Here is a 19,453-nt window from a genome sequence, read left to right as displayed (position 1 = left end):
GGAAGCAGGACCCGGAAGAGGTCGATAAGTCGACACTGATGATGCGCACGCCCACCGGACGGTGACAGCGGTGGCGGAAGCACGGCAGCCGCAGGGGCCGCACGGGTCGCAAGGGTCGCATCGGTCGCAGAGCCAGGCGACCCCCTCCGGTGCCGCCTCCCCTGCCACTCCGCCTTTACCGGCGAGAAACGGCGGCTACCGGCCGCCCCGCAGGGTTTCGATCTCTCGGCGTTCGCGCTTCGTCGGGCGGCCCGCGCCGCGGTCGCGGATGCCGACCACCGCGGCCTCGACCGGGGTCGGCGGGGGCGGGCTGTTGTCCGTCAGGCATTCCGCGGCGACCGGGGCGCCGACCCGCTTGGACACCGGGCGCCGGACCACCACGATGCGCTCCCGCCCCGCATGGAAGAGGCGCACCTCGTCCCCGGCCCGCACTGCCTGCGCCGGCTTCGCGCGCTCCCCGTTGACCCGCACGTGTCCCGCCCGGCACGCCGTGGCGGCGATCGCCCGCGTCTTCGTCAGCCGGACCGACCAGATCCACACGTCGACCCGCGCCGACCCCGCACCCGATCCCGCACCCACGGTTCCCTCTTCAGCCATGCCCCGACTTTAGCGAGGCGAGACGGGCCGGGCCGAGTCCGTAGAAACGGAAGGGGTTTTGGCGGTTACGACAAGGTGGCAGTACCTGCCATGGATATCATCCCAATGGAATTGCAAATGCGGCACACGTGCCCCTACCTTGTCGCACATGCAGTCCTACACCATCGGTCAGGCGGCCCGTCTTCTGGGCGTCAGCCCTGACACCGCACGCCGCTGGGCCGACGCCGGCCGCGTCACCACCCATCGCGACGACAGCGGTCGCCGGCTGATCGACGGCCGTGCCCTGGCCGCCTTCTCCGTCGAGGTGGCGCAAGGGGCCCACGCCGAGGACGGCGAGACCCATACGTCGGCGCGCAACGCCTTCCCCGGGATCGTGACCGCCGTCAAGCTCGGCGACGTTGCCGCCCAGGTCGAGATCCAGGCCGGTCCCCACCGCCTGGTCTCCCTGCTCACCCGGGAGGCAGTCGACGAGCTCGGGCTGGAGGTGGGCATGCGGGCCACCGCCCGTGTGAAGTCCACCAGCGTGCACATCGACCGCGCCTGACCCCACCGGCCACCGCTCGGTACCGCTCGGCACCACCCCGTTCAACCCCCGCTCCATACAACGCTTCCCCACCCGCTCCGCCCGTCCCCGGCGCGGGTCACCACCGCGCGGATCCGGCACCAGGCCGCCCGCCGACCCGACCGAGGAGCACCAGCTCATGTCCCCGATCCTGCCCCTGAACCGCCGTACGGCCGCGCTCGCCCTCTCCGCCGCCCTGCTCGTGCCGGCGCTCGCCGCCTGCGGCAGCGGCGACGACAAGAAGGACGCGGCCGCAGCCTCCCCGAGCGCCTCCGGGTCCGCCGCGCCCAAGGCCGCGAACCTGACGGTGCTCGCCGCCGCCTCCCTCACCGACGTCTTCAAGACCGCCGGCGCGGCGTACGAGAAGGCGCACCCGGGCACCAAGGTCACCTTCTCCTTCGCCGGTTCGCAGGAGCTCGCCGCCCAGGTCAAGCAGGGCGCCCCCGCCGACGCGCTGGTCACCGCCGACACCAAGACCATGACGGGCCTGCTGGCCCAGACCAACGACCCGACGGTCATCGCCAAGAACCGTCTGGTCATCGCCACCGGCAAGGGCAACCCGTTCAAGGTCGCCGGCCTCAAGGACCTCGCCGACACCAAGCTCAAGGTCGTGCTGGCCGCGCCCGAGGTCCCGGTGGGCCGCTACAGCAAGCAGATCCTCGACGCGCAGAAGATCGAGGTGAAGCCGGTGTCCCAGGAGCCCAACGTCCGCGCCGTGCTGAGCAAGGTCGAGCTGGGCGAGGCCGACGCCGGTCTGGTCTACAAGACCGACACCCTCAAGTCCGGTGACAAGGTCGCCGTCGTGGAGATCCCGGACGCCGAGAACGCCGTGGCCTCGTACCCGGCCGCCTCGCTCAAGGATTCCAAGAACGCCGAGGCCGCGGCCGCGTTCGTGGCCTGGCTGAGCACCCCCGAGGCCCAGAAGATCCTCCAGGACGCGGGCTTCCAGAAGCCGTAACCGCCTGCCGGGTCCGGCGCACGAAGGGGGACCACGAAGGGGGACCGCCCGGTCCGGGGGGACGGGCGGTCCCCCTCCGTTTGCCGCCCCCGCATTACGCTTCACACGCCGCCGGGAGTCCCGAATTCCCCGGCGGCGTCCCGACGTCCCCGGCCAGGAACCCACATGAGCAGACTCCGTACCCGCCGCGCCCGGCCCCCCGTGGCTCTGGCGCTCCCCGCGCTGCTCGCCGTGGCGTTCCTGCTGATGCCGCTCGTCGGCATCCTCACCCGCACCCAGTGGCGCGATCTCGGCTCGCACCTCACCAGCCCCGGTGTGGTCGAGGCGCTGCGGCTCTCGCTGGTCGTGTCCCTGTGGTCGCTCGGCTTCTCCCTTCTCCTCGGGGTGCCGCTCGCCTGGCTGCTGGCCCGCGTCGAGTTCAAGGGCAAGGCGCTGGTGCGCTCCCTGGTCCTGCTCCCCATGGTGCTGCCGCCCACGGTCGGCGGTGTGGCCCTGCTGCTCGGTTTCGGCCGGCGCGGGCTGCTCGGCCCCTGGCTGGAGGGCACCTTCGGCATCACGCTGCCCTTCCACACCTCCGGTGCGGTCGTCGCGGCCACCTTCGTCGCGATGCCCTTCCTCGTGATCAGCCTGGAGGGCGCGCTCGCCGGGCTCAAGCCGAGCTACGAGGAGACCGCCGCCTCCCTCGGTTCCACGCCGCTGCGCGTGTTCTTCACCGTGACGCTGCCGATGGTGGCCCCGGGACTGGTCGCCGGAGCCGCGCTGACCTGGGCGCGGGCGCTCGGCGAGTTCGGCGCCACGATCACCTTCGCGGGCAACCTCCCGGGCACCACCCAGACCCTGCCGCTCCAGGTCTACCTGCTCCTCCAGGACCAGCCCGAGGCCGCCACCTCGGTGTCCCTGCTGCTGCTCGCGATCGCCATGGCCGTACTCATCGCCCTGCGCGGGAGGTGGACGGGAACCCCCGTCGCCGGCAAGGACTCCGGTGCGCCGGTGGTCGCGGAGGAGGCAGCCGGCCCCGATCCCGTGGGGCCCGTACCGCCCGCGGGGCCCGTACCGCCCGCGGAGCCGGCGCGGCAATCGGCCGGGGCCTCCGCAGACGGCGGGCACTGGCCGCTGCACGCCACCGTCACCGGTTTCAACGAGCTCACCCTCGATGCCGAACCCGGCACCACCATCGCCGTCGTCGGCGAGAACGGCGCCGGCAAGACCACCCTGCTGCGCGCCCTGCTCGGCCTGACCCCCCGCGCCCACGCCGAGCTCCGCCTCGGCGACGCCGACGTGACCGGCCTGCCCCCGCACCGGCGCCAGGTCGCCTGGGTCCCCCAGGACGGGGCGCTGTTCCCGCACCTGAGCGCGCTCGCCAACACCTCGTACGGGCTGCGCGCACGCCGGGTGCCCCGGGCCGCGGCCCGGGCGGAGGCACAGGACTGGCTGGACCGGCTCGGCGTCGGGCACCTCGCCCACCGCAAGCCCGCCCAGCTCTCCGGCGGGCAGGCCCAGCGGGTGGCGCTGGCCCGCGCGCTGGCCGCCCGGCCCCGGCTGCTGCTCCTCGACGAACCCCTCGCCGCCCTCGACCAGACCACCCGCGCCCATGTCCGGCACACCCTGCGGACCCACCTGGCCGGCTTCGGCGGGGTCTGCCTCATCGTCACGCACGACCCCGTCGAGGCGGTGTCCCTGGCCGACCGGGTCCTCGTGCTCTCCGACGGGCGGACCCTGCAGGACGCCCCGCCCTCCGAGGTGACCCGGCACCCGCGCTCCCCGTGGGTGGCCCGGATGCTGGGGCGCAACGCCTGGCCCGGCACGGCCTCGGCCGACGGGCTGGTACTCGCCGGCGGGGGCCGCCTGGTGGTGGCCGAGGCGCTGCCCGAGGGGGCACAGGCGCTCGCGATCATCGCCCCCGAGGCGGTGTCCGTGCACCGGGACCGCCCGGGCGGCAGCCCTCGCAACGTATGGCCCGGCACCGTGCGGGAGATCACCTCGGTCGGCAGCCGGCTGCGCGTCCTGGTCGGCTCGGACCAGGCGCCCGACCTGGTCGCGGAGATCACCCCCGAGGCGGCCGCCGAACTGGGAATCGTCGACGGCGCCGCGGTGTGGACCAGCGTGAAGGCGACCGAGGTCACCCTCGTACGGCTCTAAGGGCCTTACGCGCCCACGTAGGTCGCCAGGTGCTCGCCCGTGAGGGTGGAGCGGGCCGCGACGAGGTCGGCGGGGGTGCCCTCGAAGACGATCCGGCCGCCGTCGTGACCGGCGCCGGGGCCGAGGTCGATGATCCAGTCGGCGTGCGCCATGACCGCCTGGTGGTGTTCGACCACGATCACCGACTTTCCGGAGTCGACGAGGCGGTCGAGCAGGCCGAGGAGCTGCTCCACGTCGGCGAGGTGCAGGCCGGCGGTCGGCTCGTCCAGTACGTAGACACCGCCCTTGTCCGCCATGTGCGTGGCCAGCTTGAGCCGCTGCCGCTCGCCCCCGGAGAGGGTGGTCAGCGGCTGGCCGAGGCTGAGGTAGCCCAGGCCCACCTCCGCCATCCGCTCCAGGATCTTGTGCGCGGCCGGGGTGCGCGCCTCGCCTTCGCCGAAGAACTCGGCGGCCTCGGTGACCGGCATCGCGAGGACCTCGCTGATGTCGCGGCCGCCCAGGTGGTGTTCCAGGACCGAGGCGTGGAAGCGCTTGCCCTCGCACTCCTCGCAGGTGGTGGAGACGCCGGCCATCATCGCCAGGTCCATGTAGATGACCCCGGCGCCGTTGCAGGCGGGGCAGGCGCCCTCGGAGTTGGCGCTGAACAGGGCCGGCTTCACCCCGTTGGCCTTGGCGAAGGCCTTGCGGATCGGGTCGAGCAGGCCGGTGTAGGTGGCCGGGTTGCTGCGCCGGGAGCCGCGGATCGCGCCCTGGTCGACCGAGACCACGCCCTCGCTCGCCGGGATCGAGCCGTGGACGAGCGAGCTCTTGCCGGAGCCGGCGACTCCGGTGACCACGACGAGCACCCCGAGCGGTACGTCGACGTCGACGCCCCGCAGGTTGTGCTTCTTCGCGCCGCGGATCTCCAGCTGTCCGCTGGGCTCGCGCACCGTGTCCTTGAGGCTCGCCCGGTCGCCGAAGTGCCGGCCCGTGATGGTGTCGCCCGCCCGCAGCCCCTCGACGCTCCCTTCGAAGCAGATGGTGCCGCCCCCCTGGCCGGCGCCGGGGCCGAGGTCGACGACGTGGTCGGCGATCGCGATCGTCTCCGGCTTGTGCTCCACGACCAGCACCGTGTTGCCCTTGTCGCGCAGCCGCAGCAGCAGGCGGTTCATCTGCTGGATGTCGTGGGGGTGCAGGCCGACGGTGGGCTCGTCGAAGACGTAGGTGACGTCGGTGAGCGAGGAGCCGAGGTGGCGGATCATCTTGACGCGCTGGGCCTCGCCGCCCGACAGCGTGCCCGAGGGCCGGTCCAGCGAGAGGTAGCCGAGCCCGATCTCCACGAACGAGTCGAGGGTCTGGCGCAGCGTGGCCAGGAGCGGGGCCACCGAAGGCTCGTCGAGGTCGCGGACCCATTTCGCCAGGTCGCTGATCTGCATCGCGCAGGCGTCGGCGATGCTGATCTTCTTGATCTTCGAGGACCGGGCGCCCTCGTTGAGCCGGGTGCCCTCGCAGTCGGGACAGACGCTGAAGGTCACCGCGCGCTTCACGAACGCCCTGACGTGCGGCTGCAGCCCCTCGACGTCCTTGGACAGCATCGACTTCTGGAGCTTGGGGATGATCCCCTCGAAGGTCAGGTTGATCCCGTCGAACTTGACCTTGGTCGGCTCCTTGTAGAGCAGGTCGTGCAGCTCACGCTTGGTGTACTTGCGGATCGGCTTGTCCATGTCGAAGAAGCCGGAGCCGGCGTAGATGCGGCCGTACCAGCCCTCCATCGTGTAGCCGGGGATGGTGAGGGCGCCCTCGCTGAGCGACTTGGTGTCGTCGTACAACGCGGTCAGGTCGATGTCGTTGACCGAGCCCCGGCCCTCGCAGCGCGGGCACATGCCGCCGGTGATGCTGAAGCTGCGCTTCTCCTTCACGGTCTGCCCGGCACGCTCGATGGTGACGGCGCCGGCCCCGCTGATCGAAGCCACGTTGAAGGAGAAGGCCTTGGCCGAGCCGATGTGCGGCTTTCCGAGCCGGCTGAAGAGGATGCGCAGCATCGCGTTCGCGTCGGTGGCGGTGCCCACCGTCGAGCGCGGGTCGGCGCCCATCCGCTGCTGGTCGACGGTGATCACGGTGGTCAGCCCGTCGAGGACGTCCACCTCGGGCCGCGCCTGGGTCGGCATGAAGCCCTGGACGAAGGTGCTGTAGGTCTCGTTGATCAGCCGCTGCGACTCGGCGGCGATCGTGTCGAACACCAGGGAGCTCTTGCCCGAGCCGGACACGCCGGTGAAGACCGTGAGCCGCCGCTTGGGGATCTCGACGCTGACGTCCTTGAGGTTGTTCACCCGCGCACCGTGTACGCGGATCAGGTCGTGGACGTCGGCGGCGTGCGGCTCGGGTGACTGCGCGCCCGTCCTCGTGACCTTGCTCATCGTGTCTCCATACTGTTGGGCTGACGCCGCCCTGTCGGGGTGGCGCCGCCTTCGCGGTCGCGGCAACGCTTCCCTGTCTACCCGATCGGCGGTGTCATGCGGGCGCGGCGCCGGGTAAGAGGGGCGGTGGATCTCAGCGCGTGCGGGGCTGGTGGAACCGGAGCATGTTGCCGGCCGGGTCACGGAAGGCGCAGTCCCGGACGCCGTACGGCTGGTCGATCGGCTCCTGGAGCACGTCACCCCCGGCGGCCCGGATGCGTTCGAAGGTGGCGTCGCAGTCGTCCGTGCTGAAGATGACTCCGCGCAGCAGGCCCTTGGCCAGCAGTTCCGCCATGGCCTCCCGGTCGGCGGACGAGGCGTTCGGGTTGGCGACGGGCGGTTCGAGGACGATGTCCACATCGGGCTGCGCGGGGGAACCGAGGGTCACCCAGCGCATCCCCTCGAACCCGACGTCGTTCCGGACCTCCAGACCGAGGACGTCCCGGTAGAAGGGGATCGCCTTGTCGTGGTCGTCGACGGCGATGAAGCACTGCGAAAGGTTGATGTCCATGGGTTTCACGCTACGGCCGGGTGGGCGGCCGGTGCTTCTCCGTTCCTGACCGCTTTCACCGGCTGCCCGCCGGTAGTACGGAGAGCCAGTCGCCCGCCGCGAAGGCGTCGGCGCCGATCACCGTGCGGCCGGTGCGCGGAGCCGCGACGTGGAGCACGCCCTCGCTGCGGCCGGCCGCGAAGCGGGGCGCGCCGATGGTGATGACCACGGCCCGTTTGCCGGTGGCCCGGCGGAACTCCGACAGGAGGCGCACCCGCAGGGCGGCCTCCTTGCGGTCGACGGCCTTCGGCGCGTACGGCTCTACGACGGCCAGCGCACCCGTGCCCGACTCCCGGGCGGCCTCCGCGAGGGCCGCGCGCAGGGCCGTGATCCGGTCCAGCCCGCCGCCGGCCAGGGTGGGGCGCGTGGAGCCGAGCGGCAGGAACCGTACGCCCCGGTGCACGAAGGCGGGGCGGCCGGTGCCGGTCAGCACGAAGTCGACGGCCGGGGTCCCGGCGGAGGTCGCGGCCTGCCGGGCTGCGGTGGCGGTGGCGGTGATCGCGAACCGCCAGGGCCGGGCGTTCACCCGGGCCGCCGTGGCCACGATCGGGTCCGGGGAACCGGCCGCACCGACGACCCCGGTCGGCGGCGTCCGCGCCGCCAGGGTGTCCAGCAGCAGCCGCGGGGCGGCGGCGGGCTTGGCGGGAGCAGTGCCCCTGGCCGGGGCTCCGGCAACGGGCTCGGCGCGGGTGGCCGCCGGGGCGGTGGCCGAGAGCCGGGTCACGGTGAACGGGCGCTCCGCCATCGCCGGGAGCGGCAGGCTGATCTGCCGCCAGCCGGTCCAGTCCGCGGCGGGCCCGCGCAGGACGGCGGCGGCCCCGTCACCGTCGGCGAGTTCCACCGCGGGCCGGGCCCCGGAGCCGTCGCCGTGCACCCAGAGGGACAGCGACCGCGCCAGTTCGGGGATCCGCAGCGGCCGGGGCGGGGTCGCGACGGCGGTCCCTCCCCCGGTGGGCGGCGCCAGGGCGAGCCCCCGGCCGGGGCGGCCCGCCGCGGGCGCGGCGCCGGTACCGGTCCAGCGGGCCGCGTCCTCCAGATCCGCGAGCGGCCGGTCGGACAGCCCCACCCCGAGGGCCAGTTCGGCCGCGGCCACGGAGGCACCGCGCACCGTGGCCCGCAACGGCCCGGCCGCGCCCGCGACCAGGGCGGTCACCGTGAAGCCGCCGCGCCCGTCGTCGGCGACGCTCCACCGGGACCGGTCGAAATCCAGCTGTACGTCCCGGGGTTCGATGACGGCGGCGGCGCCCTGCGCGTCGTACCCGGTCAAGACGAAACGCGCCTTCTCCCCCTCCTCCGCGAGCCCGATCCGCTCCGGCACGGCCCGGACCCGGGCCACCGCCCCGAGGACCTCGACGCGGAGCGCACCGCGCGCCGCTCCCAGCTCCGCACGTGCCTCCACCGGGCCCGGGGCCGACGCACGCAGCACCCCGGCGGAGTCGATCCGGCCCCCGCCCCCGGGGAGGGACCACCCCGGAGCCGTCTCCCGGGCGGTCACCGGGCCGAGGCGTGTGTCGTAGGGGGTGGCGCTGAGGGTCCGGGTGAGGCCGGGGAAGGCGCGCGCGGCGCCGCCGACGGGCTCGATCCGGTAGCCGGCGGCGCGGCCGGAGCCCGCCGGGACGGTCAGGACCAGGCCGTTGGGGACCGGGCGCCGGCGGCCGTCGGACGGGGAGTTCTCCACGGTCAGGGCCGTCTCCCCGGACAGCGCGGCGAGCAGGGTCGAGGAGCCGCCGCCGTCCAGGTTGAGGGCCTCGTGGGCGCCGAGCCGGTGCATCAGCCGGCCGAGGGCCGTCAGGGTGATCCCTCCGCTGTCGCGCTGCCGGCCGTCGACGGTGACCAGGCGGGCCCGGCGGCCGTCGCGGGAGAAGCCGACGGCGGTGCGCGGCGCGGCCGCGTTGTTCGGCTCGCCCTCGTGGTTCTGCGGGACCCCGGCCACCACGAGGGCCTCCCGGCCGCCGACCGCGCTCGCCGGGAGCGGCCCGCCCCCGGCCGCCACCGGCCGGGCCGCCACTGCGACCGCGTCCCCGGGGCGCAGCGCGGCGAGTTCCGGCGCGGCCGGGCCGGCCGCGACCAGCACGGTGGTCCCGGGTGCGGGACGCTCCCGGCGCGCGGGCCCCCGTACCGCCGCGCGCACGGCCGTGACCCGGCCGTCGCGCAGTTCCACCGCCGGTCCGGACACGGGGAGTCCGTCCGCCGGCCAGTCGGCGGTGTACGCGGCGAAGCCCTCGGCGGGCGGCCGCGCGGTGTTGAAACCGGCGAGCGGGCGGACCCGGCCGCCCGGCAGGGTGACGCTCCCGTCGAGGGCGAGGCGGAGCACCCGGCCCGGCCCGTCGGCGCCGAAGCCGACGGCCGCTCCGGCGCCGGGCGAGGCCGCGTGCAGCAGCCGGCCGGCGCCGATGCCGGGGCCGAGCGGGGCGCCCGTACCCCGGATGTCGAAGAAGTCCCCGTTCACGGCGGCGACCACACGGCGGCCCGGCCCGGCGGGGTGACGGGCGGCGGAGTCCGTGACGGTGGCGAGGCCCCGGCCGCCGAGGTACTCCGCCCGCACGCCGGCACTCGTACCCGTGCCCGGGCCCGTGCCTTTGCTCGCCCCCGTGCTCGTACTCGTACTCGTACCCGCCAAGTGGACGTCGAGTTCGTCGATGCGCAGCCACCGGTCGGCTTCGAGCCGGTCGTACGACTCCAGCCGTACCCCGGGGGCGATCTGCCGGGCGGTGCGGGCCGTCTCGATCCCCTCGCGCTTGCCGCTCCCGGAGGCGCTACCCGAGGCGTGGGCCCGTGGGGACGCCGGGGCCACGAGCAGCGCGGTGAGCAGGGCCGGCAGCATGACGGGCAACAGCGGGCGCAGGGTGGACATCCACGCAGGATCATCCAGCTCCATGCATATGAGTACATGAACACAGCGCGAGTCCGGTGAGTATCAGCCATTCGCCCGCACCCACCCCGGGGGGGGCCGTCCACGCCATCCAAGCCGTTCAAAGGTGCGGTCTGAGATCTTGGCCCGGCCATAGCTTCGACCGTGACCACATGGCGGCGGGCCGGCGGGCCTTCTCCGCATGTCACCTGTTCCCGGGGGTACCTCTTCATGTCCTTCAGTGCGACCGGCTCGCCGCCGCCCGTCGACCCCGACCAGCGGACTCCGCCCCGGGTGCCCTCCCCGCAGGCGGCTCCCCCGGAGCCCCTCGCCCGGCTGCGCCCGCCCGGTGGGCTCGCGACGGCAACGACCGTCCTGCTCGCCCTCTTCGTCCTGTATGCCCTGCTCCTGACCGGAACCGGCCTGTACCTCGGCTCGGCCCTGCGCGCCGGGAGCTACCCGGGCGCGGGAACCGCGGACGCGGGCACCCTGCCGGACACCTTGATGGCGCTGGCGGGCCTCGTGGAGATCCCCCTGCTGATCACCACGGCGGTCCTCTTCGTCAGCTGGTTCCACCGGGTCCACCACAACGCCCTGATCCTCGGCCGGGACGCGGTCACCCGGTCCCCGGCCTGGGCCATCGGCGGCTGGTTCGTCCCCTTCGCCTTCCTCCGCATCCCGTACAAGATGGCCAAGGAGATCTGGGCCGCCAGCCTCCTGCGCGGGCCGGACGGCGCCCACCGCCCCGTCTCGACCGCGCCCGTCACCAGCTGGTGGCTCGTGTGGATCACGGCGCTGTTGGCCAACCGCGCCTACGACACCCTCCACGGCCGTGCCACCGACGCGGACGGGCTCGCCACCGCCGCCACCGTCGCCGCCGGGTACGGCGTGGTGCTGCTCGCGGCCTCCGTCCTCGCGATCCGCTTCGTGCGCGGGCTGACGGCCATGCAGATCGCCAAGGCGGCCCAGGCGCAGGCCACCTACGCCGCCCCCTAGTGCTGTGGCCGGAAGGGTTCACCGGCACCGGCCCGCGAAACCCCGCCGAGCCCCCGGAGCCCGGCGCACCTACACCGCGCCGGGCTCCGGGGACGGGGGATCGGCAGGCGAGCCGGCGGGGGCCGAGCCGGTGGGCGCCGGTACGGCGAACTCGCACCACACGCACTTCCCGCCACCCCGGGGCTCCACGCCCCAGGCATCCGCGAGCCGGTCCACCAGCAGCAGCCCGCGCCCCGAAACCGCCCAGTCATCGGCCTCCCGGCGCTGCGGCAGGGCGCTGCTGGTGTCCTCCACCTCGATCCGGATCCGGCCCTCCGGGGTCAGCCGCATGCTGACCCCGCCGACTCCGTCCGTGTGGACCAGCGCGTTGGTCATCAGCTCGTCCGCCGCCAGCTCGATCTCGTCCGCCACGTCCCACGCACCCCACGCGGCGGCGGCCGCCCGGATCAGGTGCCGGGCCATCGCCGGGGCGTCCGGGTCCCCCGGGGTGAGCCGGTGGCGCAGCGGGCCGCTGCCGCGCGGGAGCGGGGTGCCGCGGCGGCGCAGCAGGAGCAGGGCCATGTCGTCCCCGCCGCCCGAGTCCCCGACCAGGTCGCACAGCACGTCGGCGAGTTCCTCCACGTCCGCCGGCCCGTCCCGGACCGCCTCCATGACTTCGCGCAGACCCGTGTCGCCGTCCCCGCCGTGCCGTTCGGTCAGACCGTCCGTGCACAGCAGCAGGGTGTCCCCGGGGTGCAGTTCGAGGCTGGTGACCGGGTATCCCGTACCCGTACCGGCGGCGGCGGCGAAGGCATCCGGACCGCCGGAGGCACCCGCGCCGCCCGCTCCCGGCTCGCGCGCCGGGAGGCCCAGCGGCAGCCCGCCCGCCACCTGTACCCGGTGGCAGCTGCCGTCGCCGCGCCGCACCACGGGGTCGAGGTGCCCTGCACGGACCAGCCGGGCCATGCCGCTGGTGAGGTCGATCTCGGCGTACGTGCAGGTGGCGAAGCGTTCCGTCTCCAGGTCCCGCAGGAAGGCCGAAGCCCGCGCCATGGCCGCGCCGGGGGTGTGGCCCTCGGCGATGTACGCGCGCAGCGCGATGCGCAGCTGGCCCATGACGGCGGCGGCGTCCGTGTCGTGGCCCTCCACGTCGCCGATCATCACGCCGACGCGGCCCTCGCCGAGCGGGACCACGTCGTACCAGTCGCCGCCGATGTCCCGCCCCATCCGGGCGGCCCGGTACCGTACGGCGATCAGCGCCCCCGCCACCTCCGGGATCCGGCGCGGCAGCATGGCCTTCTGGAGGCCCTCGGCGAGGTCGTGCTCCTGCTCGAAGAGGATGGCGCGCTGGAGGCTCTGCGCGATGCCGCTGCCCAGCGCCATCAGTACGTTGCGCTCCTCGGCGTTGAAGTCGCCCTCGCGCGTGTAGAGCAGCCCGAGCGCGCCTACGGGACGGCCCTGCGCGATCAGGGGCAGGTAGACGCCACTGTGGACGGACAGCGGCTCGATGTACGGCCACAGGTCCGGGTAGCGCTGCTGGAACTCCTCGCGGGAGCCGATGAACACCGGCCGCATCGTCCGTACGGCCTCGCTCAGCGGCAGCGGCGCGTCGATCCGCGTGTACTCGGTCTCCGGTACGTACGCGTCGAGCTGCCCCTCCGCGACCAGGTGGATCCGGCCGCCGTCGACGACGCCGAGCATGACGCTGACCGCGCCGAGGTGGCCGAGCGCCTCGGGGTCCTTGAGGACGTCGGTGACGTCGTTGACGGTGCGGGCGTGCGCCAGGATCGCCGTGGTCCGCTCGACGACCCCGGTCATGCGGCGCCGGCCCTCGTCGCGCTCACCGGCCGCGCCGGGCTCGCCGGGGTCGTGGACGGCGTCGCGGATGATCCCGATGATCCGGTACGGGCGCCCGTGCGGGTCGCGCAGGATGCGGCCCTGGACATGGGTCCAGCCCGGGGCTCCGTCCCGGTCGCGGCTGCGCACGTAGGCCCCGTAGTGACTGCGGCCGGCCTTCAGCGCCTGCGCGACCCTCGCGTCGAGCCGGGCCTCCTCGCCGGGCGCCAGGCGCATCCGCAGTCCGGCCGGGGCGCCCGTGAACTCCTCGGGGCGCAGGTCGAGGACCTCGAGGGCGGTGGTGTCCAGAAACATCTGCCCGCTGTCGAGGTCCCAGTCGAAGGTGCCCATGTGGTTGAGCGCGAGGCTCGTGTCCGTCCGGGCAGGCCACTCGACCTGGGGGGTCACTCCCCTTTCGGCCACACCTTCAGGGTCTCACTCTTCGACGGTGCGCGCCGGTCTGCGGGAGCGTGCCGGGGCGGTGCGGAGAGGCGCGGGGACGCACGGGCAGGGCGCGGGTTCGCGGTACGCGCAGGCCCGGTCCGGCGTGTCCACGGGGGCGCCGGACCCCTTGTGCGCTAGCGAGCGCCCAGGACGTCGAATATCAGGGCGAAAAAGGACCAAAGTCTCGGCCTGTCGTGACTTTCACCGAATAGGCGACTTGTACGATTTCGCGAAGATCGATCCGTTCGTGATCATCTTTGCTGGCGTCAGGAACCCCCCGGAACGGGGTCGTTGGCGCCCACGGCTGTGTGGGGTGTGGCTTGTCGCAAGCGCCGAAGACGACCGGAGAACCGGCGGGAGCACCGAAGGGAGGGGCGGAAGGAGTGGTGGAAGGCGGGACGGAGAGGCCGGAGGAAGGGGCGCAGACCCCGGGCCGAATATCCGCGCCGCTCGCGTCCCCCCTGGCCGAAGCCTCCGGCTCCGGTGGCGACGGCTCCCTCGGAGCCCGCACCGGGCGCGGGAGTCTGGTGGTGCGGCCCTACCGGGATCCGCTCGTCCTCGGCCCGCTCTTCCGCGACGAGGAACAGGCCGGAGCCCCCGCCACGACCGCCGTCCGCCCCGATAACTCCGGCGCCCGCGGCGGACCCGGCGGTCCGGGCCGGCCCCACGGACCCGGCTCGCCCGGCGGCGACGGGACCCCCGGCCGCCCCCGCGGAAGCCACGGCACCGCCGAGCCCGACACCCTCGGCCAGGCCGCCGTGCATGCGGCGATACCCCGGCCCGCCCGACCGGTGATGGCGGCGCCGAACACCCCGCGGACCCTCCCCGCCGTGCTCGACCCCGAGCTCACCGAACACCCCGCGCGGGCCTGTTCCGGCTGGTGGGCGCTGCTCACCGCCGCTCTGGCCACGGCCGGCGCCGCCGCCCTCGCGCGGTTCGAGGAGCTCCGCCCCTCCACCTCCCCCGCCGAGGTCTGGCCCCTGGCCGTCGTCGTGTGCTGCGCGCTCCTCACGCTCGCCGCGCTCTGCGGACTGCGGCGCGGCCGCGCCGGCCGGGCCTGGTCGCTGACCCTCTTCGGCCGCTACCGCGGCACGATCCGGCGTACCGGCCTCATCTGGTCCAACCCGCTGCCCCGGCACACCCGCGTCGACGTGCGGCTGCGCCACTGGCGCAGCGAGCCGCTCTGCGTCGTCGACTCCGAGGGCACCGCGCTGCGGTCCGTGGTCCTCGTCGTCTGGCGGGTCAGGGACACCGCCCGCGCGCTGCTCGCGGTCGACGACCACGCCGCGTACCTGAGCGGGCAGGTGGAGTCCGCGACCGCCCGGGTGCTCTCCCGGATGCCCGCCGACTCCTTCGGCCCGGAACCGGCCGGGCCGCAAACCCTGCGCGACACCGAGGCCGTCGGCGACGAACTGACCCGGCTGCTCGCCGCCGAGTGCAAGGCCGTCGGCATCGAAGTCTTCTCCGCCCGGCCGCTGCACGTCGAGTACGCCCCCGAGGTCGCCGCCGCGATGCAGCGCCGCCGGGTCGCCTCGATCGACGCCCGGCACCGGGACTCCGTCCTCACCTCCGTGCTCGACGCCGTGGACGACACCGTTCACCGGATGTCGGACCGCGGGCTCGTGAGCCTGGACGACTACGAACGCAAGGCCCTGGTCAAGGACTTGACCGTGGCCTTCTACACGGCGCGCGGCCCTGCCGCCGACGCCCGTTGAAAACACCCCCGATGGATAAGGAACCATGCATGCGCACGCCCGAGTTCACCGAAGAGATACCCGACAGCTGTGACTGCACCGGCTGCGCGCGCGGCACGACGGCCATGACGGCCGCCGCGGCCCGCCGCCGTCGCTGCACCCTGCGCGGCGCCGTGGTCGCGGCCGTCGGCGCCACGCTGCTGATGGGCACCGGAGTGGGCACCGCGTCCGCCGAACCGGCCCCGGCGCACGCCGGCTGGGACGGCTCGAAGTACTGGTACAAGGACACGACCGGCTGGTGGCGCTGGACCCAGCACTACAGCAAGTACGTGGCGAACAGCGGCCGTTCCTCTTCCGCCGGCACCTCCTCTCCCTCTTCCTCGTCCTCCTCCGTACGCACCTCCGAGCCGACCTTCCGCGGCCGCGCGGGCTGGGACGCGACGGACCGCGTGTACTGGTACAAGGACGGCACCGGCTGGTGGCGCTGGACCCAGCACAAGGCCAAGTACGAGCGCTTCGCCGGCGGCTCCGGATCCGGATCCGGCTCTTCCTCCGGCTCATCCGGCTCGTCCGGTTCCTCGGGCTCCTCCGGTTCCTCGGGCTCCTCCGGCGCCCCCGTCCGGCAGGGCACGGAAGGCGCCATCTCCTTCGCCAACAGCCACCTCGGCGACCCGTACGTCTGGGGCGGCAACGGCCCCCGCGGCTGGGACTGCTCGGGCCTGGTCCAGGCCGCGTACCGCTCCGCGGGCATCACCCTCCCCCGCGTGGCCTCCGACCAGTACCGGGCCACCACCCCGATCTCCCGCTCCGAACTGCGCCGCGGCGACCTCGTGTTCTGGACCTCGAACGGCAGGACCTCCGGCATCCATCACGTGGCCATCTACCTCGGCGGCGGCAAGTACATCGAGGCCCCCCGCCCGGGCAAGCAGGTCCGCGTCTCCAGCTTCAGCGCGTACAACCCGAACCTGTACGGGCGCGTCCGCTAACGGCCGCCCCTGCACGACGGCGGTAGCAGACCTCCCCGAGGGCCGTCGGCCCTCGGGGAGGTCTTCGTTCCGGGCGGGGACCCTACTGGCCACCACCGCCGTTGTCCGTACCTCCGTCCTGGCCCGCGTCGCCACCGGATCCGGGCTCGACCGGCGAGGGCGAGGGCGGCGGAAGCTGGGGCCGCACGGAGGTCACCGGCGGGGGCGGCGGGGGCGGGGGCGGCGAGACCAGCGGCGGGGGCGTCGGCTTCGGCGGCTCAGGCCGCACCGGAGCCACCGGAGTCACCGGAGGTTCGGGCTCCGGCGCCACCGAGGAGATCTTGGGCGGGGCCGGAGGCAGTGGTTCCGACGAGCTCCGCGAGGGCGACGGAACCACAGCGCTCTTCGAGGGCGACGCGGACGGCGTCGGCGAGGTCACCCGCCGGTCCGCGGACGGTGAGGTGGAGGCCGACTCGGACACCGACGCGGACGGGGACTCGGACGGGGACTCCGAGGCGGACTCCGACCCGGTCACCGACGCCGACACGGACTCCGAAGGCGACTCCGACGGGGACTCGGACGGGGACTCCGACGCGGACTCCGAGGGCGACTCGGACGCGGACTCCGAGACCGACTCCGAAGGCGACACCGACTCCGACTCCGACGGAGACTCCGAAGGCGACTCGGACGGGGACTTCGACGGAGAGTCGGACGGCGACACCGTCGGGGACGGTGACGTCGGGGACGGCGACGTCGGAGACGGGGAGGTGAACGTCGGCGACGGCGACGTGAACGTCGGCGACGGCGGCGGAGTGGTGAAGATCGGCGTCGGGATCACCGGCGGCGGGATCGGCCTGTCGTGCCGGCCGTGGTGGTCACCCCGGTCGCGCTCGAACCAGCGGCGGTCCTGGTAGTCGTAGATCACGAAGTTGTTCACGATGGTCACGGACGGCGCGATGACCACGACCCGCGCGGGCTGGTACGAGGTCCAGGGCTGCCCGAACCGCTTCGGGTTGGCCTTCAGCGCCACCGGCGGCCCGAGCGGGTTTCCGCAGGCGCAGCGCACTCGCGGCACCCCGCGGTCGTCCACGAGCACGGCGGTCCCGGCCTGGAGCACGGCCTGGTAGCTGGTGGGGCTGCCGTCCCGGTAGCCGTGGTTGGTGACCCGGGTGTCCACCCGGAGCTGGACCGGGGTGAGGGAGCGCAGGTACGTCGGCACGGTCGCCGGCTGGATGCCGAGCGAGGAGGCGAAGGCGGCGTTCTTGCCGGGCTGCGCCGAGAGCACCCGGATCTGCTTCTCGACGTCGCAGCTGGCCACGTTGGCCGTGCCCCCGTACAGCTCGGGCGAGGCTCCGCTGACGCTGCGGGTGGCCGTGGTTCCCGTGGCCGACGGGGCCTTCGACTCGGGCTTCGTCCCCGTCGTCGGACCCGTCGTCGCAGGCGCCGGGCTCTCGGGCGGGGCCGTGGCCTCCTTGGCGGCGGTGGACTCGGTGAAGGGGTCGGGCCCGGACGCCGCCGCGGGCTGCAGGAAGACCTCGTTGCCCGCGGAGGTGGTGGTGCCGCCGCCTCCGCCGCTGGGCCTGGTCAGTACGACGGCCAGGGTCACGGCGGCGGCGAGGGCGACGATCGTGGTGGCGAGCCGGGGAACGGAGCGCCACCAGGGCTTGTGCGGGGGCTCGGGCGGCCCGGGGGGCACCCCGCTCCCGGATCCTCCGGGAGGGGCCGGCGGCGGGGGTGGCGGGGGGCCTTCCCGGCCCCCGGACAGGGGCCCGGAAGGCGGACCCGTGGGACGCCCGGACGAAGACGACGGCGGCTGCGAGGGCGGCTGTGACGGCTGTGTCGGCCACGGCGGCTGCTGGCCGGAGGGTTGAGTGGTCACGGGCTCTTCTTCCCAGGCGGAGGGGTTCCGGTCCCCTGTGGACGTTCCGCTGCGGACCCTTCGGACGGTGCTCCCGGTGTTCCGTGGACGTTCCGTTATGGAACTTCCGCGGGTCATCAGCGGAAATCTCCGGATGTGGTGCACTCCTGGCGACCATTGTGTGCGCCGTCCGGGTGGTGGCCGCAAGCGGAGCTGCCTACGGTGGCAGGGTGAGCCCTACAACGGCACCGGCCGCGCGAGCCTGGCGCGACGCCCTCGTGGCGGTCCTGGCGGGCTTCGCGGTCATGGCGATCGTCGCCTCCGCGGGGCTCGCCCTCGCCGGCGCAGGATCTCTGCCCGACGGAGCGTTCCCGCACGTGGTGGCCGCCGTCGTACTGATGGCCGCGGGCGGCTCGGTCGACGTGACGGGCGGGGCCGGCTTCCTGGCGGGGGCCGACGCGAGCCTGTCCCTGCTCCCCCTCTCCGTCAGCCTGGCCGGCGCGCTGACCACCGGCTGGCTCTTCCTTCGCCCCCTGCACAACCGGGCCGTGGCGAGAGCGCGCGAACTGCTCGCCCGCGCCGCCCCCTTGGTGCTCCTCTGGCTGGTGGCGCTGACCGGCGTCGCCCTGCTGGCCCGCCGGAACTTCGCCATCTCCACCGGCGATTCGATCCTCGGCGACATCGGCGAAGTCCTCGATGCCGGCCCGACGGTGGGCTTTGAGGCCGCGATCCCCGCCACCCTCGGCTTCGGACTGCTCTGGATCCTGGGCCTGTTGCTGATCGCGCTGCTCGTGTCCCGGCGCGCACCGCTCCCGACGGGGCTGGTCCGCTTCCACGCGGCGGTGCGGCCGGCGGCGTTCGCCGTGGTCGCGCTGCTCCTCGCGTACGTGGTCCTCGGGATCGGCGCCGGCGTGGTGGTGGCGGCGACCCAGGGGCATGCGGACCGCACCCTGGCGGTGATCCTGCTGGGTCTGCCCAACCTGGTCTGGCCCGCCCTCACGCTCGGCTTCGGCGGGGCGTGGGAGGGCAAGGCCGAGGGCCCGTTCGGGCTGCCCGTACCGCAGGTCCTGGACGAGGTGCTGCGCGCCACCGGCCAGGGCTCCGGCTCCGCCTCGGAGCTGTCCACCATCGACGTGGCCTCGCTCGCGGAGCGGGACTCCCGGGCCTGGTGGCTGGTGGTGCTGGCCGTCGTCCTCCTGCTCGGCGCCGGGGCGCTGGCCGCCGCCCGCTCGCCCGCGCACGTCCGCCCCTGGCAGCACGCCCTCCACCTGGCCGTCGCCCTGGCCCTGGCCACCCTGGTGGTCTGCCTGCTGGCCCGGATCCAGGCCCAGTTCGGCCTCTCCCTGCTGGGCCTCGGCGACGTCGACGACCTCAGCGGCAACCTGGAGCTGCGCCCCCTGCTCTGGCGTACGGTCGGCCTCGCCTTCCTCGCGGGCGCGGTGGCGGGCTTCCTCGGCGCCCTGTTTCCCCGCCGCCGGGGCGGACCCGACCGCCGGACCGCCGGAGACCCCGCAGCACCCGTAGACCCCGCAGCACCCGCCGCCCATTGACCCGGCGGCCCATCCCGGCCACCCGGGCCATCCCGGCCA

At 74.2% G+C, this 19,453-nt stretch carries 13 protein-coding genes and 1 pseudogene; 8 read left to right on the top strand and 6 right to left on the bottom strand.

The window, feature by feature from the left end; all coding sequences use genetic code 11:
* Positions 1–195: 195 nt before the first annotated feature.
* Entirely contained in the window at positions 196–597 is a 402-nt protein-coding gene (locus OHA37_RS34725; protein ID WP_266911330.1) for an RNA-binding S4 domain-containing protein, read from the bottom strand.
* Between the two features lie 148 nt (positions 598–745).
* On the opposite strand from OHA37_RS34725, the gene OHA37_RS34720 reads away from it, so the two are divergent.
* From OHA37_RS34720 to OHA37_RS34710, 3 genes are all read left to right on the top strand, one after another.
* Positions 746–1,141 carry a TOBE domain-containing protein gene (locus OHA37_RS34720; RefSeq protein ID WP_266911328.1) on the top strand — a complete coding sequence of 132 codons (396 nt, stop codon included), beginning with the start codon at positions 746–748 and terminating at the stop codon, positions 1,139–1,141.
* A 157-nt stretch (positions 1,142–1,298) separates the two neighbouring features.
* Complete coding sequence (gene modA / locus OHA37_RS34715) at positions 1,299–2,117, top strand: molybdate ABC transporter substrate-binding protein (protein ID WP_266911326.1); 819 nt, start codon at positions 1,299–1,301, stop codon at positions 2,115–2,117.
* A gap of 165 nt (positions 2,118–2,282) precedes the next feature.
* The gene (locus OHA37_RS34710) at positions 2,283–4,256 is read left to right on the top strand and encodes an ABC transporter permease (RefSeq protein WP_266911324.1); all 1,974 of its coding nucleotides are present in this window, start codon (positions 2,283–2,285) and stop codon (positions 4,254–4,256) included.
* Positions 4,257–4,261: 5 nt separating this feature from the next.
* Here the strand turns inward: OHA37_RS34710 and OHA37_RS34705 are convergent, their stop codons facing one another.
* The 3 genes from OHA37_RS34705 to OHA37_RS34695 form a co-directional block, all read right to left on the bottom strand.
* Positions 4,262–6,652 (bottom strand): excinuclease ABC subunit UvrA, encoded by a 2,391-nt coding sequence (locus tag OHA37_RS34705; protein ID WP_266911322.1) that lies wholly within the window; start codon positions 6,650–6,652, stop codon positions 4,262–4,264.
* A gap of 133 nt (positions 6,653–6,785) precedes the next feature.
* Positions 6,786–7,202 (bottom strand): VOC family protein, encoded by a 417-nt coding sequence (locus OHA37_RS34700; protein ID WP_266911320.1) that lies wholly within the window; start codon positions 7,200–7,202, stop codon positions 6,786–6,788.
* Positions 7,203–7,257: 55 nt separating this feature from the next.
* The gene (locus OHA37_RS34695) at positions 7,258–10,095 is read right to left on the bottom strand and encodes a phosphodiester glycosidase family protein (RefSeq protein ID WP_266911318.1); all 2,838 of its coding nucleotides are present in this window, start codon (positions 10,093–10,095) and stop codon (positions 7,258–7,260) included.
* A gap of 228 nt (positions 10,096–10,323) precedes the next feature.
* Here OHA37_RS34695 and OHA37_RS34690 point away from each other — a divergent pair, with 228 nt between their 5' ends.
* Positions 10,324–11,088: a DUF4328 domain-containing protein gene (locus tag OHA37_RS34690; protein ID WP_266911316.1), complete on the top strand. Its 765-nt coding sequence runs from the start codon at positions 10,324–10,326 to the stop codon at positions 11,086–11,088.
* A 69-nt stretch (positions 11,089–11,157) separates the two neighbouring features.
* Here the strand turns inward: OHA37_RS34690 and OHA37_RS34685 are convergent, their stop codons facing one another.
* On the bottom strand, positions 11,158–13,326 hold the full coding sequence (locus OHA37_RS34685; protein WP_266911314.1) for a SpoIIE family protein phosphatase: 2,169 nt from the start codon (positions 13,324–13,326) through the stop codon (positions 11,158–11,160).
* A 407-nt stretch (positions 13,327–13,733) separates the two neighbouring features.
* Between OHA37_RS34685 and OHA37_RS34680 the strand changes: the two genes are divergently transcribed.
* From OHA37_RS34680 to OHA37_RS40870, 3 genes are all read left to right on the top strand, one after another.
* Positions 13,734–15,062 (top strand): SPFH domain-containing protein, encoded by a 1,329-nt coding sequence (locus tag OHA37_RS34680; protein ID WP_323182387.1) that lies wholly within the window; start codon positions 13,734–13,736, stop codon positions 15,060–15,062.
* Between the two features lie 29 nt (positions 15,063–15,091).
* Complete coding sequence (locus OHA37_RS34675) at positions 15,092–16,027, top strand: C40 family peptidase (RefSeq protein WP_266911312.1); 936 nt, start codon at positions 15,092–15,094, stop codon at positions 16,025–16,027.
* 101 nt (positions 16,028–16,128) lie between these two features.
* The gene (locus OHA37_RS40870) at positions 16,129–16,920 is read left to right on the top strand and encodes a hypothetical protein (protein WP_443046359.1); all 792 of its coding nucleotides are present in this window, start codon (positions 16,129–16,131) and stop codon (positions 16,918–16,920) included.
* Between the two features lie 23 nt (positions 16,921–16,943).
* Here the strand turns inward: OHA37_RS40870 and OHA37_RS34670 are convergent.
* Positions 16,944–18,002 (bottom strand): annotated as a pseudogene (locus OHA37_RS34670) (DUF6777 domain-containing protein); the annotation flags it as partial.
* Positions 18,003–18,094: 92 nt separating this feature from the next.
* On the opposite strand from OHA37_RS34670, the gene OHA37_RS34665 reads away from it, so the two are divergent.
* On the top strand, positions 18,095–19,414 hold the full coding sequence (locus OHA37_RS34665; RefSeq protein ID WP_266911310.1) for a streptophobe family protein: 1,320 nt from the start codon (positions 18,095–18,097) through the stop codon (positions 19,412–19,414).
* Positions 19,415–19,453 lie beyond the last annotated feature (39 nt).

Source organism: Streptomyces sp. NBC_00335 (assembly GCF_036127095.1).
Classification (GTDB): Bacteria; Actinomycetota; Actinomycetes; order Streptomycetales; family Streptomycetaceae; genus Streptomyces.
This window is presented reverse-complemented; position numbering and strand designations above follow the sequence as displayed.

Excerpts from the sequence above, each read along its gene's own strand:
- OHA37_RS34725 (WP_266911330.1), bottom strand. The coding sequence starts at position 597 with ATGGCTGAAGAGGGAACCGTGGGTGCGGGATCGGGTGCGGGGTCGGCG.
- OHA37_RS34720 (WP_266911328.1), top strand. The coding sequence starts at position 746 with ATGCAGTCCTACACCATCGGTCAGGCGGCCCGTCTTCTGGGCGTCAGC.
- modA (WP_266911326.1), top strand. The coding sequence starts at position 1,299 with ATGTCCCCGATCCTGCCCCTGAACCGCCGTACGGCCGCGCTCGCCCTC.
- OHA37_RS34710 (WP_266911324.1), top strand. The coding sequence starts at position 2,283 with ATGAGCAGACTCCGTACCCGCCGCGCCCGGCCCCCCGTGGCTCTGGCG.
- OHA37_RS34705 (WP_266911322.1), bottom strand. The coding sequence starts at position 6,652 with ATGAGCAAGGTCACGAGGACGGGCGCGCAGTCACCCGAGCCGCACGCC.
- OHA37_RS34700 (WP_266911320.1), bottom strand. The coding sequence starts at position 7,202 with ATGGACATCAACCTTTCGCAGTGCTTCATCGCCGTCGACGACCACGAC.
- OHA37_RS34695 (WP_266911318.1), bottom strand. The coding sequence starts at position 10,095 with ATGTCCACCCTGCGCCCGCTGTTGCCCGTCATGCTGCCGGCCCTGCTC.
- OHA37_RS34690 (WP_266911316.1), top strand. The coding sequence starts at position 10,324 with ATGTCCTTCAGTGCGACCGGCTCGCCGCCGCCCGTCGACCCCGACCAG.
- OHA37_RS34675 (WP_266911312.1), top strand. The coding sequence starts at position 15,092 with ATGCGCACGCCCGAGTTCACCGAAGAGATACCCGACAGCTGTGACTGC.